The 21,521-nt window shown below is 67.0% G+C and carries 20 protein-coding genes; 8 read left to right on the forward strand and 12 right to left on the reverse strand.

Annotation, left to right across the window (positions count from 1 at the left end; translation table 11 throughout):
- Nucleotides 1–164: 164 nt before the first annotated feature.
- Nucleotides 165–1,559, reverse strand: a complete 1,395-nt coding sequence (locus GOPIP_RS11940) for an FAD-binding oxidoreductase (protein WP_006369907.1) — start codon at nucleotides 1,557–1,559, stop codon at nucleotides 165–167.
- A gap of 125 nt (nucleotides 1,560–1,684) precedes the next feature.
- Here GOPIP_RS11940 and GOPIP_RS11945 point away from each other — a divergent pair, with 125 nt between their 5' ends.
- The 3 genes from GOPIP_RS11945 to GOPIP_RS11955 all read left to right on the forward strand — a co-directional run bounded on the left by GOPIP_RS11945 (nucleotide 1,685) and on the right by GOPIP_RS11955 (nucleotide 4,833).
- A complete protein-coding gene (locus tag GOPIP_RS11945) occupies nucleotides 1,685–2,113 on the forward strand; it encodes a nitroreductase family deazaflavin-dependent oxidoreductase (protein ID WP_006369908.1) in 429 nt (142 codons plus the stop codon).
- Nucleotides 2,114–2,141: 28 nt separating this feature from the next.
- A complete protein-coding gene (locus GOPIP_RS11950) occupies nucleotides 2,142–3,056 on the forward strand; it encodes a serine/threonine-protein kinase (RefSeq protein WP_006369909.1) in 915 nt (304 codons plus the stop codon).
- A gap of 277 nt (nucleotides 3,057–3,333) precedes the next feature.
- Nucleotides 3,334–4,833, forward strand: coding sequence for an amino acid permease (locus GOPIP_RS11955; RefSeq protein WP_006369910.1), 1,500 nt, complete (start codon nucleotides 3,334–3,336; stop codon nucleotides 4,831–4,833).
- A 41-nt stretch (nucleotides 4,834–4,874) separates the two neighbouring features.
- On the opposite strand, the gene GOPIP_RS11960 is transcribed toward GOPIP_RS11955, so the two are convergent.
- Nucleotides 4,875–6,008 carry an amidohydrolase family protein gene (locus GOPIP_RS11960; protein ID WP_020169791.1) on the reverse strand — a complete coding sequence of 378 codons (1,134 nt, stop codon included), beginning with the start codon at nucleotides 6,006–6,008 and terminating at the stop codon, nucleotides 4,875–4,877.
- A 205-nt stretch (nucleotides 6,009–6,213) separates the two neighbouring features.
- Here GOPIP_RS11960 and GOPIP_RS11965 point away from each other — a divergent pair, with 205 nt between their 5' ends.
- Nucleotides 6,214–7,365 (forward strand): FAD-binding oxidoreductase, encoded by a 1,152-nt coding sequence (locus GOPIP_RS11965; protein WP_006369912.1) that lies wholly within the window; start codon nucleotides 6,214–6,216, stop codon nucleotides 7,363–7,365.
- 26 nt (nucleotides 7,366–7,391) lie between these two features.
- On the opposite strand, the gene GOPIP_RS11970 is transcribed toward GOPIP_RS11965, so the two are convergent.
- The 5 genes from GOPIP_RS11970 to dnaK form a co-directional block, all read right to left on the reverse strand.
- Nucleotides 7,392–8,567: a hypothetical protein gene (locus GOPIP_RS11970; RefSeq protein WP_006369913.1), complete on the reverse strand. Its 1,176-nt coding sequence runs from the start codon at nucleotides 8,565–8,567 to the stop codon at nucleotides 7,392–7,394.
- Between the two features lie 172 nt (nucleotides 8,568–8,739).
- Nucleotides 8,740–9,096 carry a heat shock protein transcriptional repressor HspR gene (locus GOPIP_RS11975; RefSeq protein ID WP_170320197.1) on the reverse strand — a complete coding sequence of 119 codons (357 nt, stop codon included), beginning with the start codon at nucleotides 9,094–9,096 and terminating at the stop codon, nucleotides 8,740–8,742.
- Nucleotides 9,097–9,201: 105 nt separating this feature from the next.
- Nucleotides 9,202–10,407, reverse strand: a complete 1,206-nt coding sequence (dnaJ, locus tag GOPIP_RS11980; RefSeq protein WP_006369915.1) for a molecular chaperone DnaJ — start codon at nucleotides 10,405–10,407, stop codon at nucleotides 9,202–9,204.
- A 111-nt stretch (nucleotides 10,408–10,518) separates the two neighbouring features.
- Nucleotides 10,519–11,154: a nucleotide exchange factor GrpE gene (grpE, locus tag GOPIP_RS11985; protein WP_006369916.1), complete on the reverse strand. Its 636-nt coding sequence runs from the start codon at nucleotides 11,152–11,154 to the stop codon at nucleotides 10,519–10,521.
- The gene (dnaK, locus tag GOPIP_RS11990) at nucleotides 11,151–13,001 is read right to left on the reverse strand and encodes a molecular chaperone DnaK (protein WP_006369917.1); all 1,851 of its coding nucleotides are present in this window, start codon (nucleotides 12,999–13,001) and stop codon (nucleotides 11,151–11,153) included. Before dnaK ends, grpE begins: the two co-directional genes overlap by 4 nt.
- 410 nt (nucleotides 13,002–13,411) lie before the next feature.
- Between dnaK and GOPIP_RS29080 the strand changes: the two genes are divergently transcribed.
- Nucleotides 13,412–13,582, forward strand: coding sequence for a hypothetical protein (locus GOPIP_RS29080; protein ID WP_006369918.1), 171 nt, complete (start codon nucleotides 13,412–13,414; stop codon nucleotides 13,580–13,582).
- A gap of 22 nt (nucleotides 13,583–13,604) precedes the next feature.
- Here GOPIP_RS29080 and GOPIP_RS11995 read toward each other — a convergent pair whose 3' ends face one another.
- Complete coding sequence (locus GOPIP_RS11995; RefSeq protein WP_006369919.1) at nucleotides 13,605–15,008, reverse strand: CoA transferase; 1,404 nt, start codon at nucleotides 15,006–15,008, stop codon at nucleotides 13,605–13,607.
- 66 nt (nucleotides 15,009–15,074) lie between these two features.
- Here GOPIP_RS11995 and GOPIP_RS12000 point away from each other — a divergent pair, with 66 nt between their 5' ends.
- Nucleotides 15,075–15,791 carry an IclR family transcriptional regulator gene (locus GOPIP_RS12000; protein WP_006369920.1) on the forward strand — a complete coding sequence of 239 codons (717 nt, stop codon included), beginning with the start codon at nucleotides 15,075–15,077 and terminating at the stop codon, nucleotides 15,789–15,791.
- A 67-nt stretch (nucleotides 15,792–15,858) separates the two neighbouring features.
- Here GOPIP_RS12000 and GOPIP_RS12005 read toward each other — a convergent pair whose 3' ends face one another.
- From GOPIP_RS12005 to GOPIP_RS12015, 3 genes are all read right to left on the reverse strand, one after another.
- Nucleotides 15,859–16,353, reverse strand: coding sequence for a hypothetical protein (locus GOPIP_RS12005; protein WP_006369921.1), 495 nt, complete (start codon nucleotides 16,351–16,353; stop codon nucleotides 15,859–15,861).
- Between the two features lie 89 nt (nucleotides 16,354–16,442).
- A complete protein-coding gene (locus tag GOPIP_RS12010) occupies nucleotides 16,443–16,787 on the reverse strand; it encodes a hypothetical protein (protein ID WP_244421144.1) in 345 nt (114 codons plus the stop codon).
- 52 nt (nucleotides 16,788–16,839) lie between these two features.
- Nucleotides 16,840–17,199, reverse strand: coding sequence for a hypothetical protein (locus GOPIP_RS12015; RefSeq protein WP_006369923.1), 360 nt, complete (start codon nucleotides 17,197–17,199; stop codon nucleotides 16,840–16,842).
- Between the two features lie 138 nt (nucleotides 17,200–17,337).
- Here GOPIP_RS12015 and GOPIP_RS12020 point away from each other — a divergent pair, with 138 nt between their 5' ends.
- The gene (locus GOPIP_RS12020) at nucleotides 17,338–18,507 is read left to right on the forward strand and encodes an LLM class flavin-dependent oxidoreductase (RefSeq protein ID WP_006369924.1); all 1,170 of its coding nucleotides are present in this window, start codon (nucleotides 17,338–17,340) and stop codon (nucleotides 18,505–18,507) included.
- Nucleotides 18,508–18,550: 43 nt separating this feature from the next.
- The gene (locus GOPIP_RS12025) at nucleotides 18,551–19,003 is read left to right on the forward strand and encodes a hypothetical protein (RefSeq protein ID WP_006369925.1); all 453 of its coding nucleotides are present in this window, start codon (nucleotides 18,551–18,553) and stop codon (nucleotides 19,001–19,003) included.
- A 133-nt stretch (nucleotides 19,004–19,136) separates the two neighbouring features.
- On the opposite strand, the gene lon is transcribed toward GOPIP_RS12025, so the two are convergent.
- The gene (gene lon / locus GOPIP_RS12030) at nucleotides 19,137–21,494 is read right to left on the reverse strand and encodes an endopeptidase La (RefSeq protein WP_006369926.1); all 2,358 of its coding nucleotides are present in this window, start codon (nucleotides 21,492–21,494) and stop codon (nucleotides 19,137–19,139) included.
- Nucleotides 21,495–21,521: the final 27 nt, after the last annotated feature.

Below are 21,521 nucleotides of genomic sequence, written 5' to 3' on the forward strand. Positions count from 1 at the left end.
GAAGATGTGGTGTCTCACCGGGGCTCGAGGCTCGTCGCTAACGCTCCTCACACCTCGACCACCGGGAGAAGCGTCGCCGGCGGGTATTAGCACCTCAGCGGGAGAAGCGGTCGCCGGCGGGTGGCGGCCACCAGCAGGAGAAGGGTCGCCACCGGGTGGGCGAGTCAGAGGATCACACCGGGATTCAGCAGGCCGTCGGGATCGAGGGTGGCCTTGATGGCGGCGGTCAGCTCCATGACGTCTGGGCCGACCTGATCGGGGAGCCAGCCCTTCTTCAGTCGGCCGACGCCGTGCTCACCGGTGATCGTGCCGCCCAACGAGATCGCCAGGTCCATCACCTGGCCGAACGCCGTCTGGGCGCGGTCGTGCTCGTCGGCGTCGTCGGGATCGAACACGATGAGCGGATGGGTATTGCCATCACCGGCGTGGGCGATCACCGAGATCATCACCGCGTTGTCGCTCGCGATCCTGCCGACCCCGTCGATCAGTGCGGGCAGGGCCGGTAGCGGCACCCCGACGTCTTCGAGCAGCAGCGAACCGAGTTTCTCCACCGCGGGGATCGCCGCGCGACGGGCAGCGGTGAACGCCTCCCCCTCGGCGGCGTCGGTGGTGTCGAAAACCTCGGCCGCGCCGCAGGATTCGAAGGCCTCGCGGATGATCTCGACCTCGGCCACACCGGCCGGGCCGGGCGCATCGGACTGCGCCACGAGCAGTGCTCCCGCATCCCGGTCGAGTCCCATCCGGAGCATGTCCTCGACGGCGTTGATCGAGACCTTGTCCATGAACTCCAGCATCGCCGGCCGAATCCTGGCGGTGATCGCGAGAACCGCCTCGCTCGCCGAATGCACCGACGAGAAGGTACCGACCACCGTGCACGCCGACGCCTGCGGTGGCAGCAGCCGCAAGGTGACCTCGGTGATGATCCCGAGCAGGCCTTCGCTGCCGACGAACAGTTTGGTCAGCGACAGCCCGGCCGAATCCTTGAGTTGCTTGCCGCCGAGGCGGATCGCGCGGCCGTCGGCCAGCACCACCTGCATACCGAGCACGTAGTCGGTGGTGACGCCGTACTTGACGCAGCACAGCCCGCCTGCGTTGGTGGCCACGTTGCCGCCGATCGAGCAGATCTCGAATGACGACGGGTCCGGCGGGTACCAGAGATCGTGTGCCGCGGCAGCGGCCTTCACCTCGGCGTTGAACAGCCCCGGCTGCACCACCGCGGTTCGGGTGGCGGTGTCGATGCTCATCTCGCGCATCTTCTCCGTCGAGAGCATCACGGCGCCGTCGACGGCCGTCGAACCGCCCGAGAGGCTGGTGCCCGCGCCTCGGGTGATGATCGGGACGCGATGAGCGGCACACCAGCGGACCACCGTCTGAACGTGCTCGGTGGTCGTTGGGCGGATGAGCGCGAGCGGTGTACCGGCCGTCGGGTCGAAGGCTCTGTCCTGCCGATACCCGGCAAGGATGTCGGGGTCGGTGACGATCATCTGGTCGGGGAGGTCGGCGCGCAGATCGGCGAGGTCCACGCTGCCGGTCTCGGTACTCGTGTGCACACTGCTCATGGGTTCAGCGTAGGCGTGGCCGCCGGGTGCCCGTGTCCCTTCCTGAGACCCGCACCGGCACGCCCCTGCGGTGAACGTTTGGCCAACGTCCACACTCCACCGGCGCCCTCACGCACTATGGAGTGATGACCGACTTCAACAAGACCATCATCGACGAGTTCCACGCCAACGACGGCACCGTCACCACCATGGGCTTCGGCCGTAACCTCGTCCTCGTTCACTCGATCGGCGCCAAATCGGGGGCGCAGCGGGTGACGCCGCTGATGTCGCTGCCCGACGGCGCCGGAGGCCGCTTCATCGTCGGCAGCGCGGCCGGCTCTCCGAAGGATCCGGCGTGGGTACACAATCTGCGCAAGAATCCGGAGATCACCATCGAATACGCCGGCGAGAAATCCGGGATCGAAAAGCATCCGGCGACCGCCACCGAACTCGATCCGGCGCAGCGTGAACAAGCGTGGCAGGGTTTCGTCTCGGCGTCCGAGCAATTCCTGAAATACACCGAAACCGCCGAAGGCCGCGTCTTCCCGATCTTTCGCCTGACGCCCAAGAAGTGATTTCGGCGCAAGCCGATATCCTGACGAGATGTTCGGGGTTGGCGAGACGGTCGCGGGTTTCGAGATCGACGCCGTCGTGGGTCACGGCAGCAGTGCCGACGTCTACCGGGTGCACCGCACCGGCGAGTCGACGCCGCTCGCGCTGAAGGTTCTGCACGCCGACGACGGCGACACCGGCCGGGCGCGAGAACGCTTCGAGCGAGAGTTCGGGATTGCGTCGCTCCTCGACCATCCGCACATCGTGGCCATGGTCTCGCGCGGTGAGGTACTCGTCGATTCGTCTCCGCCGCGGACGCAGCTGTGGCTGGCGATGCAGTACGTGGCCGGTCCGTCGGCGATGTCGCTGATCCCGCGTGAGGATCAACAGCCGCGGGTGCCCGCGGTACTGCGCGTGGCAGCGCAGATCGGCGACGCCCTGGACTACGCACACTCCCGCGAGATCCTGCATCGGGACGTCAAACCCGCGAACATCCTGCTGACGTCCACCTCCGACGACACCGACGCCGTGCTCAGCGACTTCGGTATCGCGCGACTCCTCGACGACACCCGGCCCCTCGCCCGCAACGGGCGGGTCCAGGGGTCCATCGCCTACGCTGCCCCCGAATTACTTCAGGCACAACAACTCTCCCCGGCCACCGACGTGTATTCGTTCGCGTGCTCGCTGGTGGAGTTGTTCACCGGGCTGCCGCCGTTCCCACGGTCCACGCCGTTCGCCATCACCTACGCCCACCTGCGTGACGAGCCGCCGAAGCTCACCCGGCGCCGCGATTGGCTTCCGTCGGCGCTGAATTCGGTGTTCGCCAAGGCGCTCGCCAAGAAGCCCGAGGAGCGCTACCAGACGTGCACCGAGTTCGTCGACATCATCACCCGCGCTCTGCGTGACGTGCCGGTACCGGCACACAATCCGCGACGGCGGCGCCGCGTGCGCGGATATCCGGGCTGATCGGCGACACACAGCCGGCGTGACGCCGACCACACCCGGCCGTCATGTTAAATCGGACATCCGGCCCACATCCCGTTTCGGGGCAGGTCTTTTCGTGCCCAGTGGTCCGATATCCGGGTCGGCGAATCGCGAATCTGTTTACATGGATCTCCCATTCATGTCACAACCACTCCCTAACTTGGGTTCCCGTCCATCACACATGTGCCGCAGCGCAACCCGCTCGCGGCCGACGACGCCGGTCGACCCACCACTTGTCGACCCACACCAAGGGGAACCATTGACGGCCGAATCATCGACCTCGTACGACAATTCCGCTCTCACCCATGAGGACGAGGGTTACCACAAGAGTCTGAAGCCGCGGCAGATCCAGATGATCGCCATCGGCGGCGCGATCGGCACCGGCCTGTTCATGGGCGCCGGCAGCCGACTCCACGATGCAGGCCCGGGCCTGTTCATCACCTACGCCGTCTGCGGCGTGTTCGTGTTCTTCATCCTGCGCGCCCTCGGCGAGCTGGTGCTCCATCGCCCGTCATCCGGGTCGTTCGTCTCCTACGCGCGTGAGTTCTTCGGTGAGAAAACAGCTTTCGTCACCGGTTGGCTCTACTTCTTCAACTGGGCGGCCACCGCCATCGTCGACGTCACCGCGATCGCGCTCTACGTCCACTACTGGGGCATGTTCGAAGCGATCCCCCAGTGGCTGATCGCATTGGTCGCCCTGTGCATCGTGATGGCGATGAACATCATCTCGGTGAAACTGTTCGGCGAGATGGAGTTCTGGGCGTCGATCATCAAGGTCGCCGCACTGGTCACCTTCCTCGTCGTCGGCATCATCTTCCTCGGCGGACGCTTCGACATCGACGGCGCCGCCACCGGATTCAGCGTGATCTCCGACAACGGTGGCATGTTCCCGACCGGCATGTTCTCACTGGTGATCGTCACCTCCGGCGTCATCTTTGCTTACGCCGCAGTCGAATTGGTGGGTACCGCCGCCGGCGAGACCGCCGAACCGGCCAAGGTCATGCCGCGCGCCATCAACTCGGTCATCGTGCGCATCGCCGTGTTCTACGTGGGATCGCTGGTGGTGCTGGCACTGCTGCTGCCCTACACCACCTACAAGGCCGGCGAGAGTCCGTTCGTCACGTTCTTCTCCAAGATCGGCGTCCCCGCCGCCGGCGGCATCATGAACCTCGTCGTGCTCACCGCGGCACTGTCGAGCCTCAACGCCGGTCTCTACTCCACCGGCCGCACCCTGCGGTCGATGGCGATGAACGGCAGCGGCCCGGCGTTCACGGCCAAGATGAACCGCAACGGCGTGCCCTTCGGCGGCATCGCGCTGACCGGTGCGCTGACCCTGCTCGGCGTCGTACTCAACCTGTTCGTCCCGGCCGAGGCCTTCAACATCGCCCTGGATCTCTCGGCGCTGGGCATCATTTCGACCTGGGGCATGATCGTCGCCTGCCAGATCCAGCTGTACCGATGGGAGCAGAAGGGCATTCTCACGCGGCCGGCGTTCCGGCTGCCGGGCACGCCATACACCAGCTACCTGACGCTGCTGTTCCTCGCGGCCGTCGTGGTGTTGATGTGCTGGGACAACTACTGGAATCTCATCGCCATCATCGTCGGGATCCCACTGCTGACCGGCGGTTGGTTCGCCTGCCGCGGCAAGGTGTTGGCGATCTCCCGACAGCGGCAGGGCTACACCGGCGAGTACCCGGTGATGCCGCAACCGCCGGTGCCCGAAGGCCCCGGCGAGGCCGACGCGAGGGATCGGGACTGACGGACCGTCGCGCGGGGTGAGGGGTGCCGGAGCCGCACGCCTCACCCCGCGCGCGTGTGTTCCGGCGTGGTGATGCCGTACACGCGGCGCGCGGTGTTGCGAAAGACGTTGCCCAGCACGTTGTCTCCCCAGGGTTCGAGGATCTCGGTCAGGCTCGCGATGACGGTGTCGATCGATGCATTCGGTTTGTCGATCGGGAAGTTGGAGCCGAACATGACCCGGCTCGCACCGAAGTGACCGACGACGTGTTGGACCAGCGGGCCGACCATCTGTGTCAGGGTCTCGCGGGTACCGATGTTGCCCCACGGTTCACGACCGTAGCCGAGGACCGGCATGGCCAGCCCGGAAAGTTTGACCACCACATTGCGTTCGGCGGCAATCGAGGTCATGCGCTCACGCCACAGGCGCAGGATGTCGGCGCGGGCCGCCGCGGTGGTCCCGGTGCGCAGCCCGACGGGGCCGAAAGCGCCGACCGGACAACCGAAATGGTCGACGATGACGGTGGTGTCGGGGAATTCGCGGGCGAGGGTGATCACGTCGTAGAGCTGATGGGAGTAGACGAAGACCTCCACGGCGAGCCCGCGGGCGGCGACCTTCTCGACACCGGAGAGGAAGTCGGCCGATGCGAGCATGCCGTCGACCGGCCCGGCCGACCGGACCTTCGGGTCCGGATGGCGCGTCGCGGTGACCTGGATACCGCGCACCCGATCGCTGAGCGCGCGTTGCGCGTCCAGGCGCGCCTCGAAGCCCTCGGCCCGCGGATCGCCGCGCACCATCACCGCACCGAGCGTCGGGGCCACGCCGACCCCGAACGGCAGTCCCTGCAGGTAGTCGATCTCGTCGACGGCCTGCCGACTCGCGTCGGGCTCCTCGACATCGCCGAGGCGCCAGTACGATTCGGACACCACCACCGACTCGATGCCCACCCCCACCACTTGCGCCACCGGCGCGATGTCGGCGCCGTAGTGCCGCGGCTCATACGCACGGCCGATGATGTGCGGGGTCAGCACATAATCGCGCTCGGCCTGGGGAACGGCGACCGAAAAAAGCCTGTCCCCCACTTTGGGGACAAATCGGTATCCACGCGCGACGGGATTACGCGACCACGGTGTCCGACGCGGATTCCATTGTTGGACGTGGGCGTCGACGATCCCCGATATCGTTCCGGCCAACATTGTCACCATTCGAGATTGCCATAGTTGTTGACGCATCTCATGCGTTCGACGGACGAAAAGAATTGCCGGTCGTCGCCATCCTCGGATCGGCTGCGCCACGGCGACGGCCCGCGGGTGAACCGAACTGTCGGTGACGCAGGGCAGAATGGAGATGTTGTCGGTTGACCGGTGATCGGTGACCAGTGATCGGTGGGAGGTGTGCGCAATGGCGAGTCATTCCCGCCATGTGCTGCATCAACTCCGCGACCTGATCGCCCGCGATCCCGACCGCTTTGCCCGCAACATCTACACGCGACTGTTCGCCATCGACCCCGACCTGCGCGAACTGTTCGGCGCGATGATGGCGCATCAGCGCGAGGCGTTTTACCACGTCATCGACCACGTCCTCGACGTCATCCCGAGCCCGGACGGACAGGCCGAACTCGTGGAGTTCCTGGCGCAACTCGGGCGCGACCACCGCAAGTACGGGGTGCAGCCCGAGCACTATCAGGCGATCTTCCGGGCATTGATGGGTGAGTTCGCGGTCACGCTCGGCGATCAGTGGGACGACGAGGCCCAGCGGACCGTCGGGCAGGCGATGATGCTCGTCACCGGTGTGATGCGCGGAGCGGCGCAGACCGCGTCGGGGCCGGCGACCTGGACCGCCCGCGTGGTGGAGAAGTTCCGCATCAGCCGCGGTCTGGCGGTGGTGCGACTCGTCACCGACACGCCACTGCGCTTCAACACGGGCCAATACCTCGAGGCCCAGATCCCCCAATGGCCGAAGGTGTGGCGCAACCTCTCCCCGGCGATTCCGCCCAATCCGCACGGCGAGTTGGAGTTCCACGTGCGCGCGGTACCCGGTGGCACGGTCAGTCCGGCGATCGTCGCTCAGACCCAGCCCGGCGACGTGTGGACGTTCGGTCAGTCGCACGGCACGCTGCACATCGACGGCGACCGCGAGGTACTCATGGTCGCCGGCGGCACCGGCCTGGCGCCCCTGCGCGCACTGCTCATCGAGATGTCGGCGCTGGCGACCTCTCCGCCCACCCACGTCTACTACGGGGCGCGGTATCCCGGTGAGCTGTACGACCTACCGGTGTTGCGTCAGATCGCGGCGACCAATCCGTGGCTCACGATCACCGCGGTGTCGGAGGAGCAGACCGATCCGTGGTGGCTCGACGACCCGGTCCGGCCCGCCGAGCTCGGCATCGACCATCGCATCGGTCGGCTCGTCGACGTCGTCGGCGCCGCGGGCAGCTGGGACGACCGGCAAACCCTGATCACCGGCTCACCGATGATGGTGGAGAACACTCGGCGCGGGCTGATCATCGCCGGGGTGCGGGCCAGCCTCATCCAGCACGACCCGATGTTCTAGCGCCCGTCTCGACGCTGCTGCGGCCGCTACCCACCCGCGCCCGGGTTGCCGGGGCCCAGTTGCGGCGCGGTGACGGTCGTCGTCACCACCGAGGTGACGGTCTCCTGTTCGGTGACCGTGGCCGTCGCTGTCACCGTTGCCGTCGAGGTGACGGTCTGGGTGGCCGTACTGGTGACCGGTGGCCGCGTGACGGTACTGGTGACGGTCTGCTGGTCGACGACCGTCTGGGTGTCGGGTTGGCCGGTGCGGGTGACGGTGACCTCGCTGGTCGGGCCGGGCACCGTGACGGTCGAGGTGACCGCGGCGGGCGTGCCCGAGTCGTCCTTGCCGGTGAACAGCGCCACCAGTGCGACCACGCACAGCAACGCGGCGAGCCCGGCGGCGCCGCCGATGATCCACCAGCGCACACCCACCCCGCCCATCGCCGTGGTCGGTGCCGCGGCGGCTGTCCCGACCGATGCCGCCGCGGCCGGTCCGACGGCGGCCGCGGCGACCGGGATCGCGCGGGTGTCGGCGGCGATCACCTCGGTGACGCCCTGCGCCAGCGCGAACACGGGCGCGGCGGCCACGGTCACCGGTGAGCCCGTCGCCGTCTCGATGGCACGCACGGCGTCGGGCATTTGCGCTCCGGAACCGGCCGCGACCACGCGAGTCGCACCCGCTCCGCGCGTCAGCGAGTTCAGATGCGCCACGAGGCCGTCGGCACCCTGCGGATCGGTCAGCGGCACCGACTGGGGCGCGGCGACGGCGGCGGAGGCGTGTACCGACGAGTGCTCGGCGTTGACGAGGGCGATCGAGGCGCCGGAGGCGAGGGCGCCGGACCGGTCGAGGACGACTGCGGCGACATCGCCGGTGGCGTCGCGGTGCGCAACCTGGGCCAGGGCGTGCGGGAGGTCGACGAAACTCACCGCCGATGCCCACTCGGGTGCGCCGGGTGCGTTCATCGAGAACTCGAGGTGTGCCCTTACGTCGGGGCGGGCGCAGGTCAGGACGATGTGGTCGATCGTGAAGGGAGCGGAGTCGACGAGTTCACGCAGCGCGTCGAGCGCCGCATTCGGAGACTCGTCGGCGAGCTCCACGTGATTGCTGGCGACGATCTCGCCGGTGGCGTCGCGGACGACGGTCGCGATCTCGTCGCCCACCACCGAGACCCCGAGCACTGCGGGTTCGGCGATGGAGATCTCGGGTGACTCACTCACCATTCGCCTCCCTTGTCAGGTCACCGACCTCGGATGACACGCCGCCACAGACTAACGCGCGATCGGTGCGCGGCCCACAGGCCGCTTACCGATCGCTGTCGTCGGGGATCAGTGAATCGTTACTCGGACGGTCACACTGCAGGGGGTCACACTGCAGGAGGGTCACTCTGCAGGGTCACTCTTCGGTGCGTCGGCGCCGGGGCTGCCAGACGACGAGCGCATTGGTCCGCGGGACCGGGACCAATTCGCCACCGCGGCGGGCACGGTGTGCGTCGACCTCGCGTTGGAGCTCGTGCACCCGCTGTTGGAGCGCGTCGACCTGGTTGGTGAGCTCGATGATGCGTTTGATGCCCGCGAGATTCACGCCCTCCTCCTGGGAGAGCCGCTGGATCTCGCGCAGCACCTCGACGTCGTGCGAGGAGTAGCGTCGCCCGCCGCCGCTGGTGCGTTGCGGGGTCACCAGCCCGAGCCGGTCGTAGGTGCGCAAGGTCTGCGCGTGCATTCCGGCGAGCTCGGCGGCCACCGAGATCATGAAGGTGGCGGTCGCGCTCACCTCGCCCTCGAAACCCTCGAAACCGCCGGCCGGCCCGGCGCCCTCAGCGCCGGGCCGCCCACGATTCTTGCGTTCTGCCATGGCTCATCGCCCCCAACCCGCCCGAGGATCGAAACCGCTGGACTTCTCGGCCTCGGCGTAGGCACGCATGGCCTCCACCGCGGCGTCGTCGAGTTTGCGGGGCACCTCGACCTTGACGGTGACGAGCAGGTCTCCGGCACCGCCTGCGCGCTTGGGCACGCCGCGGCCACGGACCCGAAGGGTGCGGCCGTCGCTGGTGTTCGGCGGGATCTTCACCCCGACCGATCCGTCGAGCGTCGGCACCGAGACCGTCGAGCCGAGCACCAGTTCGGAGATGCTCACCGGCAGTTGGACGCGCAGGTCGTGACCGTTACGGGTGAACACCTTGTCGGGGGTCACGTGGACCACGACGTACAGGTCGCCCGACGGTGCGCCCCGGCGTCCGGCTTCGCCTTGTCCGGCCAGCCGGATGCGCTGACCGTCCTCGACGCCGGAGGGGATGCGGACGTTGATGGTGCGCGAGCGCACCTTGACGCCGCTGCCGTCGCAGTCGCTGCAGGGGTCGTCGATGCGGGAGCCGGTGCCCTGGCAGTCCTGGCACGGCTCACTGAATCCGAACGCCCCCTGGTTACGGCTGACAAAACCGGATCCGTTGCAGTTCGGGCACACTCGCGGGCTGGTGCCCGGCTTGGCGCCGCTGCCGTGACAGGTGGTGCACGGCGCCGGGCTGGTCACCCGGAGTGGGACGGTCGTACCCAACGCCGCGTCCTTGAACGACAACGTGGTCTCGGTCTCGAGGTCGTTGCCGCGACGCGGCCGGGTCGCGGTCGAGGTGCGCGTGCCGCCCGAACCGCCGCGGTTGAACAAGCCCTCGAAGAGGTCGCCGAAACCGCCGGCACCCTCGCCCGCACCGCCACCACCGAACAGGTCGCCGATGTTGAAATCGGCACCGGTCTCGGTCGAGTAGCGGGTGCCGGCGCCGGGGAAGCCGCCGGGAAAACCGTTGCCGCCGCCGCGGAATCGTCCGCCGGCGAACATCGCTCGCGTCTCGTCGTACTCTTTGCGCTTGTCCGGGTCGGCGAGCACGCTGTGGGCTTCGGACACCCGCTTGAAGCGTTCTTCGGCTTGCGTGTCACCCGGATTGGCGTCCGGATGCAGCTCACGGGCGAGCTTGCGGTAAGCCTTCTTGATCTCTTCAGACGAAGCATCAGAAGCAACGCCCAGGTCCTTGTAGAAGTCACGCTCGAGCCATTCTCGTTGCGGAGCCACCAGACGTCACCTCCTTCTCAATGAACATGTCTGGATGAAGTATGTTCCGATATCCGGCGATGCGCGAAGCCGCGTGGGCGTCCGCGCATCGCCGGATGGTTGTGCAGGTGATTATTGTGCACCGGTCGGAGCGTCCTGCGGGCCGCTCTCCTGCGCTGCCGGCGCCGGGTCGGTGACGGTGACCATCGCGGTGCGGATCACCTTCTCGCCCAGGCGGTAACCGCTGCGATAGACCGCGCCGAGGACCGGCTCGGAACCGCTGCCGTCGTTCTGGACGGCTTCGTGCAGTTCCGGGTCGAAGACGTCGCCGGGTTCACCGAACTTGACGACACCCTCACCGGTCAGTGTTGCGGCCAGCTTGTCGGCGACCGCACGCAGCGGACCGGACTCGAGGTCGCCGTGCTCGCGGGCACGGTCGAGGTCGTCGAGGACCGGCAGCAGCTTCTCGATGAGAACCTGCTTGCCGTAGGCCACCCGGCCCTGCTTCTCCTCCTCGGTACGCCGCTTGTAGTTGGCGAACTGTGCGCGTTCGCGCTGCAGTGCCGCCGTGAGGTCGGCGACCTCGTCGGAGTGCGGGGTGCTCGGCTCGGGATCGGGGATCGCCGCGGCGGGCTCGGCCTCTGCGGGGCCCGGCCCGGCGGCCGAATCCTCGCGCACCTCACCCGTTTCCGGGTCGATGCGACGACGATCGGTCACCGTCACCGGCTCCTCGGAACCAGCTCCGCTCCCGGCGCCCGGAGCGGTCACTTCTTCTCCTCGGGCTCGTCCACGACCTCGGCGTCGACGACGTCGTTGTCGCCTGCGGTCGCGCTGCCACCGTCGGCGGCGTCAGCGGCCTGACCCTCGGCGGCCGATGCCGCGTAGATGGCCTGACCCATCTCCTGCGATTCGGTCGAGAGCTTCTCGATCGCGCTCTTGATGGAGGCGATGTCGTTGCCCTTGAGCGCCTCGTTGGCCTCGGCGATCGCAGCGTTGACCTTGTCCTTGACGTCGGCGGGCACCTTGTCCTCGTTGTCCTTGAGGAACTTCTCGGTGTGGTTCACCAACGACTCGGCCTGGTTGCGAGTCTCGGCCTCCTCGCGACGCTTGCGGTCCTCTTCGGCGTGGGCCTCGGCGTCCTTGATCATCCGGTCGATCTCGTCCTTGCTCAGGCCCGAGCCCTCCTGGATGCGGATGGAGTTCTCCTTGCCGGTGCCCTTGTCCTTCGCGGTGACGTGCACGATGCCGTTGGCGTCGATGTCGAAGGTCACCTCGATCTGCGGAACACCCTGCGGCGCAGGAGCGATGCCACCGAGCTCGAAGGAGCCGAGCAGCTTGTTGTGCGAGGCGATCTCGCGCTCACCCTGATACACCTGGATCTGCACCGACGGCTGGTTGTCCTCGGCGGTGGTGTAGGTCTCCGACCGCTTGGTCGGGATGGTGGTGTTGCGCTCGATCAGCTTGTGCATCACGCCGCCCTTGGTCTCGATGCCCAGGCTCAGCGGGGTCACGTCGAGCAGCAGGACGTCCTTGACCTCGCCACGCAGCACACCGGCCTGCAGGGCAGCACCGACCGCGACGACCTCGTCGGGGTTCACGCCCTTGTTGGGCTCCTTGCCGCCGGTCAACTCCTTCACCAGGTCGGTGACGGCGGGCATACGGGTCGAACCACCAACGAGCACAACGTGATCGATGTCGCCGACGGAGATGCCGGCGTCCTTGATGACCGCCTGGAACGGAGCGCGGGTGCGCTCGAGCAGATCCGAGGTGATCTTCTGGAACTCGCTGCGCGACAGCTGCTCGTCGAGGAACAACGGGTTCTTGTCGGCGTCGACGGTGATGTAGGGCAGGTTGATCGAGGTCGACTGCGATGCCGACAGTTCGATCTTGGCCTTCTCGGCAGCCTCACGCAGACGCTGCATGGCCATCTTGTCCTTGGTCAGGTCGATACCCGAGGAGCTCTTGAACTTCTCGACGAGCCAGTCGACGATGCGCTGATCCCAGTCGTCACCGCCGAGGTTGTTGTCGCCGGAGGTCGCGCGGACCTCGACCACTCCGTCGCCGATCTCGAGCAGCGAGACGTCGAAGGTGCCGCCACCGAGGTCGAAGACCAGGATGGTCTGTTCTTTCTCGCCCTTGTCCAGGCCGTAGGCCAGGGCCGCGGCGGTCGGCTCGTTGACGATGCGCAGCACGTTGAGGCCGGCGATCTGGCCGGCTTCCTTGGTGGCCTGCCGCTGGGAGTCGTTGAAGTAGGCGGGCACGGTGATGACCGCATCGGTGACGTCCTCACCGAGGTAGGACTCCGCGTCGCGCTTGAGCTTCATCAGCGTGCGGGCACTGATCTCCTGCGGGGTGTACTTCTTGTCGTCGATCGCGACGTTCCAGTCGGTCTCGCCCATGTGGCGCTTGACCGAGCGGATGGTGCGGTCGACGTTGGTGACCGCCTGGTTCTTGGCGGGCTGCCCGACGAGCACCTCGCCGTTGCGCGCGAACGCGACAACGGACGGAGTGGTGCGGGAGCCTTCGGCGTTGGCGATGACGGTCGGTTCGCCGCCTTCGAGTACCGACACCACGGAGTTGGTGGTGCCGAGGTCGATTCCGACAGCACGAGACATCTTTGCTATTCCTCCTGGTTTCTGGGTGTGCACCCAAGTCCTGCTCCCCCGCGGCAGGCTTGGCGCCCACCACGAGAGTGTGGTTTGTGGCAAACCTGTGCTCCGGGGGCAGACTTCAGTGCCTCCGACTCATGTCCTACCGGGTTGAGCCGGTCCAGGTCAACTCAAGTTGAGCCAGCATCGCTCAGGTTTCTCGATGGGTCCAACGGGTGGGGTGGCGCAGATGTTCCCGATTCGACCAAAAAAGTTGAGCGGAGTTCGCTCAGGTTTGGCCCGCGTGGCCGCAATTCTCACGCTTCGATCGTGAGATCCGCTCACGACCAGGCGCGATTGGGCCGATAATCCCCTCGGGGGTCGCGCTGCGTGGGGTCCACCAAAGCGGTGGCCGCCGAGTTCGAGGAGTCGAGATCATGAATCGTCGTGTCCTGTCCTTCGTGGCCCTGGCCATCACGATGCTCTACGGCATCGGCTTCGCGGTCATCGACACGAACACGCCGTATGCCGTCGTCGGCGGCGTGGTGGTGGCGTTGAGTTGGGTCGCGGTCGGGATGCTCGGGCGTGAGGAGGACGATCCCGAGTGAGCCGGCCGGCACGTCACAACGGTCACCACCGCAAGGGCGCAGTCCCCAGGAGTGTCGGCGCGCGGTGTGCCGGGGTCGACAGACCCTCGAAGACCATCGGCACCGAGGGTTCGACGAGGCGCCCGAGCGGACCATCGCAGCCCTCGGCGGACGCGACCGGCGGCCCGATCGGTCGCCCCGGACGGGCGTCGACGATCCCCAATGAGCGAACCCAGGTGCACACCCGCGCCAATTCGACTCGCACGCGCCATGTCCCGCCCTCGGTGGCCCGTCGGCGCAATGCCGCCACGGCCCCGGCGGCCCCCAAATAGGCGGCGAGATAGTCGTTGAGCAGTTGCGTCGGCGGCAGGGCCGGCACCCCTTCACCCTCCTCGAGAGCAAAACCCGTTGCCGAGCAGGCGAGCTGATCGAAGCCGCCGCGGTCGCGCCAGGCCGACCCAGATCCCCAGCAGTGGTAGTCGACGACGACGGCGCCCGGATGTTCGAGCGCGAGATCGTCGGCCGCGAGGCCCCGGTTATCCAGTCCCAGATAGGAGTTGACGAAGACGTCGCCGGCGTCGATCAGCGTGTGCAACGCCGCGGCTTGATCCGGCTGTCGCACATCGCAGTACGCGTTGCGCTTACCCCCACCGGTGAGGGCGACCATCGCCAGGGGATCGGGAAGGTCGGGGCGGCTGACGTGACACACATCGGCACCGAAGGTCGCGAGCAGCTTGGTCGACACGGGCCCGGCGATCACGTGGGTCATGTCGACCACCCGTATCCCGTGGAGCGGCGGCCACATCGATGTGTGGGGAAGTGGCCGGGGCGGGGCGTCACCGATGCGCTCGAGTCGGATCACCGGATGCGTGGCGCTCTCCCGGCCCACGGGGTGCTCGGCCCATTCGTCGGCCGTGCGCACCGCGGCCGCCACGCCCCCGGCGGCGTACACGGCGTCCTCGAGATCGACCGCACCCCATTCGGCGGCCGCGGCCGCGATCTTCGATTTGACCGGCGGACAGTTCAGGACCACACACACCGCGTCGCGTTGATGAGGATAGGTGGTGATCAGAAAGATCCCCCGACCGTCGCTCGTACGGTAGAAGTCGTTGTTGCCCAAAGCCGAGGGGTCCTCGACGACGGTGTGGACATGCCGGCCGTTGAGGGTGGTGAGAAAGGCCGCCCGGAGTTGATCGAGCGCCGTGGCGAGGTCGACGGTCACGCGCGGACCGCCCGCAAGTGCGGCGAGTTGGACCCCGAGGGCACCGATCCCTGCGGCCGACGCCTCCGCGATCCGATGTGGCGACGAGGTCGTCGGCGCTTCTCCGGTGATCACGCATTCCCCGGTGTCGGTACCGAGCAGGGCGGTGAGGTCGAAGACCGTCGCGGGTACCGAGGTGAACGAGTCCGGGGTGGACGAGTCAGGGGACAAAGGTGTCGGGGCCATGTCCCTACTGTGGCCATCGCCGACAGCGCACCGACCAGGCTTTCGTATATACGTAAGGTGGTGGGCATGCGCCGACATCGCGCCATTCCACGCGCGGACCACATCCTCGAGTGTGTCGCCCGCGCCGGAAAACCCTTGTCGCTGAGCGATATCGCGCGCGAAATCGAAGCGCCGGTCTCCTCGACCCACGACCTCGTCGACGACCTTCGGGCATGCGGTTACCTGACCCGCGTCGGCGCGGGCTATCGACTCGGCCAGCGCCTACGCACGCTGCGGCTCATTGCCGGCCACGCCGATCAGCCGCCCCTGACACCGGACGAACTCACCGAATTGAACGCCGTCATCGAGGCCCCGGTGGCGCTGGCGGTGTTGGTGGGATCCGACCTGGTGTACCTGCATGGGGTGGGTGAGGTTCCCGCGGAGATCGGCGCCGTGGTGCGCGATCACGTGCCTCGACCGTTGCTCGCCACGGCGGGTGGTCGGGCCATGCTGGCGTTCCTACCGGCGGACGAGCGCGCAGCACTGCTCGCCGAGCACGCCTCACCCGGCGAAGCCGTCGCCTTCGGCCGCGAGATCGATGAAATTCGCGCTTGCGGATATGCCCTCAGCGATGGTTCGGTGCAGTCGGCGCTGCGGGTGGCCGGGGTACCGGTATTCGGCGGGAGGCGACTACTGGCCGTGGTGGTCGTCGCCGCGCCGAGGATCTCGGATCGGCCCTCCCCGGCTCTCGAACACGCCGCGCGACGTACGGCTGTCTGGTTGGCGGCCCGCGCCCGGCCATGAGTGGTGCTGCTGCGCGACGCCTCACCACCACTGCTCAGAGGGACTCGATGATCCGCTCGAAAAAGAGTTACTGGGCGCCGAACCGCCGACCGGGAAAGTACCGGGACACGACCGCTTCCAGCGCCTCTTGTGTGCTCATCGACAGGAGATGGCACAGCGCCACTGCGTCATCGATGTCCCCCTGCGACTTGCGCGTCACCATCGCCTTCATTGCGAGGACGTACTCCGGTGACGCGATACTGATGACCAGCGCCGGACCGATCTGCTCGCTTCGGGGATGGTCATCGGGTAGCGGAGGCATGAGCTGGGCGACTCCGTCGCTGAGCCAATTGGGGTCGAGATCACCCTCGCGCGCAGCGACCGATGCGGCCGCTTGAAGCACGACGTCGCGCGGCTCGAATGTTCCGTCCACATCCTCAGTCGCCCGATCGGCGTTGTACGCCAAGGCCATTGCCGCCCCGCCGACGATGAAGAGAACGCCGGCCTTTCCTCTCGCCTGCAACTCCGAGTCGAGAGCACGCAACAGCTCCCGGATCTCGGACGCCGTCAACGTTCGCGCCACGCTCAGACTCCCTCGAGATTGCCGACCGGCAACACCACGTTGCGCGTCTGCAGCTCCACCGGGGTCCGGAGGTAGTCAGTCCAGAAATACTAGGGCGGCACGCCAAACGGGTCGAACATCGCATCCGTGCAGAACCGGTCCGGTTCAAAGCACCATGCCAAGATCTCCGGATCGCTGACACGATCGCGCCCGGTGATATGCGCGACCCCACCCAGTATGGCGTCCCATCCGCGCGTGCCGGTGGGTGGCGGACGCCGATGGACCTCATCGATGTCGACGACGTCGGTCAACCGCTGCGTCCGGAGAACCAGTTCACGGAGTAGTCGGACCGCCAGATGCCAGTCGTACTCGCCGGCGGCCAGGGATTCCGCGAGCTCCGCATAGGTGAACAACGTCCCGCGTCTGCGGGTGGGTCGACGGACGTCAGCGGTCACACAGTCGATGATATCGGCGCGCAACGAGTTCGCCGCGCCCTTGATGCCACCGTCAGTCCGGCTTGGGCGCCAACGCGTCGCCCGGGAATCCGCGGACCGGGTGGACGTCGAACTCGAAGACGCCGGCCTGCACACCCGGGTCGTCGTTCATGATCTTCGCGGTCGTCTCGACGTCCTTGTCGAAGATCCCGAAGCCGCGGATGTCGGAGTCGTCCTCGGTGACACCGAGGATGACGGCGAGATCGCCCTTGGCGCGCAGGGAGAAGTTGCGTCGACTGTGTTCCCAGATCAGGTCCTTGGCCTCGGGGGTGCCGAACTTCGGTCCCGCGCGCAGAACCACCACCGAATACGGCTGCGAGTACTGGATGATCGTCCGCATCTCTTGGTCGGTGATCTTGGGCAGGTCGGACATGGAGAGCTCCTTTGCTGACACATATACGAGACTTCGTCTTTCACCGTAGTCCTCGCGTTCGGCGCAGATGCGGACCGCTGGATTCAGGGTGATCGCAAGACTTCCGGAGGCCCGGTACCCCGCTGTTAACGTGGCGACGTGCGCTTTCAAGTTCTCGACATCGTTCCGCACACACCCCATCCGGTCACCGGTGAACTCCTCTCCTCGCACACGCGTCTGGCGCGCGTCGTCGAGAACGCGGTACTCGCCGAGCAGCTCGGGATCGACTCGTATGCTGTCGGTGAGCGTCATGCCGGGGAGTTCTTGTCGTCGTCGCCGACGGTGCTGCTCGGTGCGATCGCCGCGGCCACCGACCGGATTCTGCTGTCGACCGGGGTGACCGTGCTCAGCCTGCTCGACCCGGTGCGCGTCGCCGAGGACTACGCCACCATCGACCAGCTCTCCGGTGGACGCCTGGAGATCGTGATCGGCAAGGGCAACGAGGACAAGCACTTCCCGATGTTCGGCCGTCGGCTCGAGCATCAGTACGACTACCTCAGCGAGAACTACGCACTGCTCCGGCGGCTCCTGCGCGAGGAGAATGTCACCTGGCGGGGCCAGCATCATGCACCGCTCGACAGGGTGAGCACCGTGCCGCGGCCGTTTTCCGGGCCGTTCCGGATCTGGCACGGGTCGGCGACCTCCACCGTCGCCGTGGACCTCGCCGCCCGATACGGCGACCCGATAGTCACCGCCAACGCCCTGCAACCGCGCGAGAACTATCAGGTGCTCATCGATCGGTATCGGGAGAAGTATGCCGAGTACGGACACGATCCGGCCCGGGCATATGTGGGGTCCGGATCGGGCGGTCTGTTCCTGGCCGCCACCACCGACGACGCGATCGCCGAGTATCGACCGGTCTACGAGGGCATCGCCGCCCGTAATCGCGAGAAGTTCGCGGGCGAGACCCGGATCGGCAAGGTCAACATGTTCGCCACCATCACCGACGCCGTCGAACGCGGGCCCGCGCTGGTCGGGTCGTCGCAACGGGTCGCGGAGAAGATCATCGACTATCACCGTTCGTATCATCATGATCTGCAGTCGATTTCGATCAATCCGGTGCTGCCGTACGAGCGTCAACGTGAGGTGCTCACCCAATTCGCCGAAGAGGTGATCCCACTGGTGCGCCGCGAGCTGTCGACGACGCTGTGGAGTACCGACGACCCCGGACGCGCCGCCGGCTTCACTGCCGGCGACTTTGCTTGCGGCGGAACAAACTTCGGAATTCCGGCAAATTCGTCCGATGGGGGCGCAACTGCACACCGATGAGTACTGTGGCGTTGTTGCGTCACCGGTGTCATGAGGAGTGCACATGGACGAGAACCAGGTCGACCAGGCCTATCAGCAACTGCAGCAGCAAGGACAGCAGACGGCGACGGCGCTGTCGGCGCTGGCCCAAAAGCTCCAGGCGGCAGCCGCATCCGGCAATTCCGACGCCCGCGAGTGGGCGCTGGACCTCAAGGAGGTCGCGCTCGCGATCCGCGACGAGGAGGGGCAGATGACCAACCTGCTCCAGTCGATGCACGCGATGATCGATTCGCACATGCAGCAGGTGGCGCCGGCAGCCCCGCAACCGCAGTACCAGCAGCCGCAGTACCAGCAACCCCAGTATCAGCAGCCTGCCCAGTATGCGCAGCCCGCCTACGGAGCCCCACAGGGCGGCGGGATGCTGCAGCGATTCCTCGGCAGCGGTTTCGGGCGGTCGATCGCCATGGGCGCCGGATTCGGCATCGGCGACGACATCGTCAACGACATCTTCCGCTGAGCGAACGCCCTCGTGGTTACTCCGGTCCACCGGTCATTTCGCCGTTCGTCATCGCCGAACCAGGCCTACGTCACCACCGAGCCCGGGAAGGCATACCTCCCCGGGCTCGGTCGTGTCGTGAACCGTCGGCAGATCAGGCCGCGGCACTCACCTCGTCGGCGGCAGGCTCGAGAGCCTGCTTGACGATCTCGGCGACGTCGACCATCGGGTGCACCTGCAGGTCGTCGAGGACCTCGGCCGGAACGTCGTCCAGGTCGGGCTCATTGCGCTGCGGGACGAACACCGTCTTGAGGCCGTTGCGTTGCGCGGCAAGCAATTTCTGCTTGACGCCACCGATCGGCAGCACCCGTCCGTTGAGCGTGACCTCCCCGGTCATGCCGACGTCCGCGCGGACCTTGCGACCGGTCGCCATCGACACCAGGGCGGTGACCATGGTGACGCCGGCGCTCGGGCCGTCCTTGGGCACCGCACCCGCCGGCACGTGCACATGGATGGTGCCCTCGAGCGACTTCGGGTCGACGCCGAGTTCGGTTGCGTGCGAACGCACGTAGGACAGTGCGATCTGTGCCGACTCCTTCATGACGTCGCCGAGCTGGCCGGTCAATTGCAGTCGGGTACCGCCCGCCTCACCCGGCTCGGAGCCCGTTCCACCGACGCGACTCACCTCGATGAACAGCACGTCGCCGCCCATTCCGGTGACCGCGAGCCCGGTCGCGACGCCGGGTACCGCGGTACGCTCCTCCGATTCGGGGGTGAAGCGCGGACGGCCCAGCAGTTCCTTGAGCTCTGGCTCGCCGACGATAACCGGTACTGCGGCACTACCGTTCTCGATGTTGGTCGCCACCTTGCGCATCAGCTTGGCCAGCAACCGCTCGAACTGCCGCACACCCGGTTCACGGGTGTAGTTCGCGGCGATCTCGCGCAGTGCGTCGTCGGTGACCGTGATCTCCTCGGCGGTCAGGGCCGCGCGCTCACGCTGGCGGGGCAGCAGATAGTCGCGGGCGATGGCCACCTTGTCGTCCTCGGTGTAGCCGTCGATCGTGACCAGTTCCATGCGGTCGAGCAGCGCTGACGGGATGTTCTCGATGACGTTGGCGGTCGCGAGGAACACGACGTCGGACAGGTCGAGATCCAGGTCGAGGTAGTGGTCGCGGAAGGTGTGGTTCTGCGCGGGGTCGAGGACCTCGAGCAGCGCCGCCGCGGGGTCGCCACGGAAATCGGAGCCGACCTTGTCGATCTCGTCCAGCAGCACAACGGGATTCATCGATCCCGCTTCGCCGATGGCACGCACGATCCGACCGGGCAGCGCACCGACGTAGGTGCGCCGGTGACCGCGGATCTCGGCCTCGTCACGCACACCGCCGAGGGCGACGCGCACGAACTTGCGGCCCAGTGCTCGGGCGACGGACTCACCGAGCGACGTCTTGCCCACTCCGGGCGGGCCGGCGAGGACCATCACCGCACCGGAGCCGCGGCCGCCGACGACCTGCAGGCCACGCTCGGCCCGACGTGCCCGCACCGCAAGGTATTCGACGATGCGGTCCTTGACGTCATCGAGACCGTGGTGGTCGGCGTCGAGGATCTCGCGCGCGCCCTTGATGTCGGTGGAGTCGGTGGTCGTGACATTCCACGGCAGGTCGAGCACCGTGTCCAACCAGGTTCTGATCCAACCGCTTTCGGGTGACTGGTCGCTGGAACGCTCGAGTTTGCCGACCTCGCGCAGCGCGGCCTCGCGGACCTTGTCGGGCAGGTCGGCGGCCTCGACGCGACCGCGGTAGTCGTCGGCGCCGTCGGGCTCGTCCTCACCGAGTTCCTTGCGGATGGCGTTGAGCTGCTGACGGAGCAGGAACTCCTTCTGCTGCTTCTCCATCCCGTTGCGGACGTCGTCGGCGATCTTGTCGGAGACCTCGGTCTCGGCAATGTGCTCGCTGGTCCAGTCGATCAGCAGTTGCAGTCGCGCGGCGACGTCGTCGGTCTCGAGAAGCTCACGCTTCTGGACGTCGGTCAGCCATGACGAGTAGCCAGAGGTGTCGGCGAGATCCGACGGGTCGCTCATCTTGTTGACCGCGTCGATGACCTGCCACGCCTCACGACGCTGGAGCATCGCGAGGACGAGTTTCTTGTACTCGGCGCCGAGCGCCTTGGTCTCGGCGGTGGCCTCGGCCTCGTCGATTTCGGTCACCTCGACCCACAGCGCGGTGCCGTGGCCGGTGGTGCCGGTGCCGATGTGTGCCCGCTTTTCGCCCTTGACGACGGCCGCCTGGCCGCCGCCGGGGATGCGCCCGACCTGCACGATCGACGCAACCACCCCGTGGGTCGGGTACCGGTCGTCCAGACGCGGCGCAACCAGCAGTTTTCCGGGCTCGCTGGCCCGAGCCGCATCAACAGTCGCCTGGGCTGCGTCGTCGAGGGGGATCGGCACGACCATGCCGGGCAGGACGACGAGATCAGGAACGAACAGGACCGGCAGTGAATATGTCTGCTCAGACATCTAACCTCCAAAGTTCAGTCTGACGGA

The organism is Gordonia polyisoprenivorans NBRC 16320 = JCM 10675 (assembly GCF_000241325.1).
GTDB classification, from domain to species: domain Bacteria; phylum Actinomycetota; class Actinomycetes; order Mycobacteriales; family Mycobacteriaceae; genus Gordonia; species Gordonia polyisoprenivorans.

Coding starts and splice junctions, on each gene's coding strand:
- GOPIP_RS11950 (WP_006369909.1), top strand. CDS start 2,142: ATGTTCGGGGTTGGCGAGACGGTCGCGGGTTTCGAGATCGACGCCGTC.
- GOPIP_RS11975 (WP_170320197.1), bottom strand. CDS start 9,096: ATGATCTCGGTGGCCGCCGAGCTCGCCGGAATGCACGCGCAGACCTTG.
- GOPIP_RS12015 (WP_006369923.1), bottom strand. CDS start 17,199: ATGTCCGACCTGCCCAAGATCACCGACCAAGAGATGCGGACGATCATC.
- GOPIP_RS11945 (WP_006369908.1), top strand. CDS start 1,685: ATGACCGACTTCAACAAGACCATCATCGACGAGTTCCACGCCAACGAC.
- GOPIP_RS12025 (WP_006369925.1), top strand. CDS start 18,551: ATGGACGAGAACCAGGTCGACCAGGCCTATCAGCAACTGCAGCAGCAA.
- GOPIP_RS12000 (WP_006369920.1), top strand. CDS start 15,075: ATGCGCCGACATCGCGCCATTCCACGCGCGGACCACATCCTCGAGTGT.
- GOPIP_RS11965 (WP_006369912.1), top strand. CDS start 6,214: ATGGCGAGTCATTCCCGCCATGTGCTGCATCAACTCCGCGACCTGATC.
- GOPIP_RS29080 (WP_006369918.1), top strand. CDS start 13,412: ATGAATCGTCGTGTCCTGTCCTTCGTGGCCCTGGCCATCACGATGCTC.
- lon (WP_006369926.1), bottom strand. CDS start 21,494: ATGTCTGAGCAGACATATTCACTGCCGGTCCTGTTCGTTCCTGATCTC.
- dnaK (WP_006369917.1), bottom strand. CDS start 13,001: ATGTCTCGTGCTGTCGGAATCGACCTCGGCACCACCAACTCCGTGGTG.
- GOPIP_RS11960 (WP_020169791.1), bottom strand. CDS start 6,008: ATGTTGGCCGGAACGATATCGGGGATCGTCGACGCCCACGTCCAACAA.
- GOPIP_RS11970 (WP_006369913.1), bottom strand. CDS start 8,567: ATGGTGAGTGAGTCACCCGAGATCTCCATCGCCGAACCCGCAGTGCTC.
- GOPIP_RS11940 (WP_006369907.1), bottom strand. CDS start 1,559: ATGAGCAGTGTGCACACGAGTACCGAGACCGGCAGCGTGGACCTCGCC.
- GOPIP_RS11995 (WP_006369919.1), bottom strand. CDS start 15,008: ATGGCCCCGACACCTTTGTCCCCTGACTCGTCCACCCCGGACTCGTTC.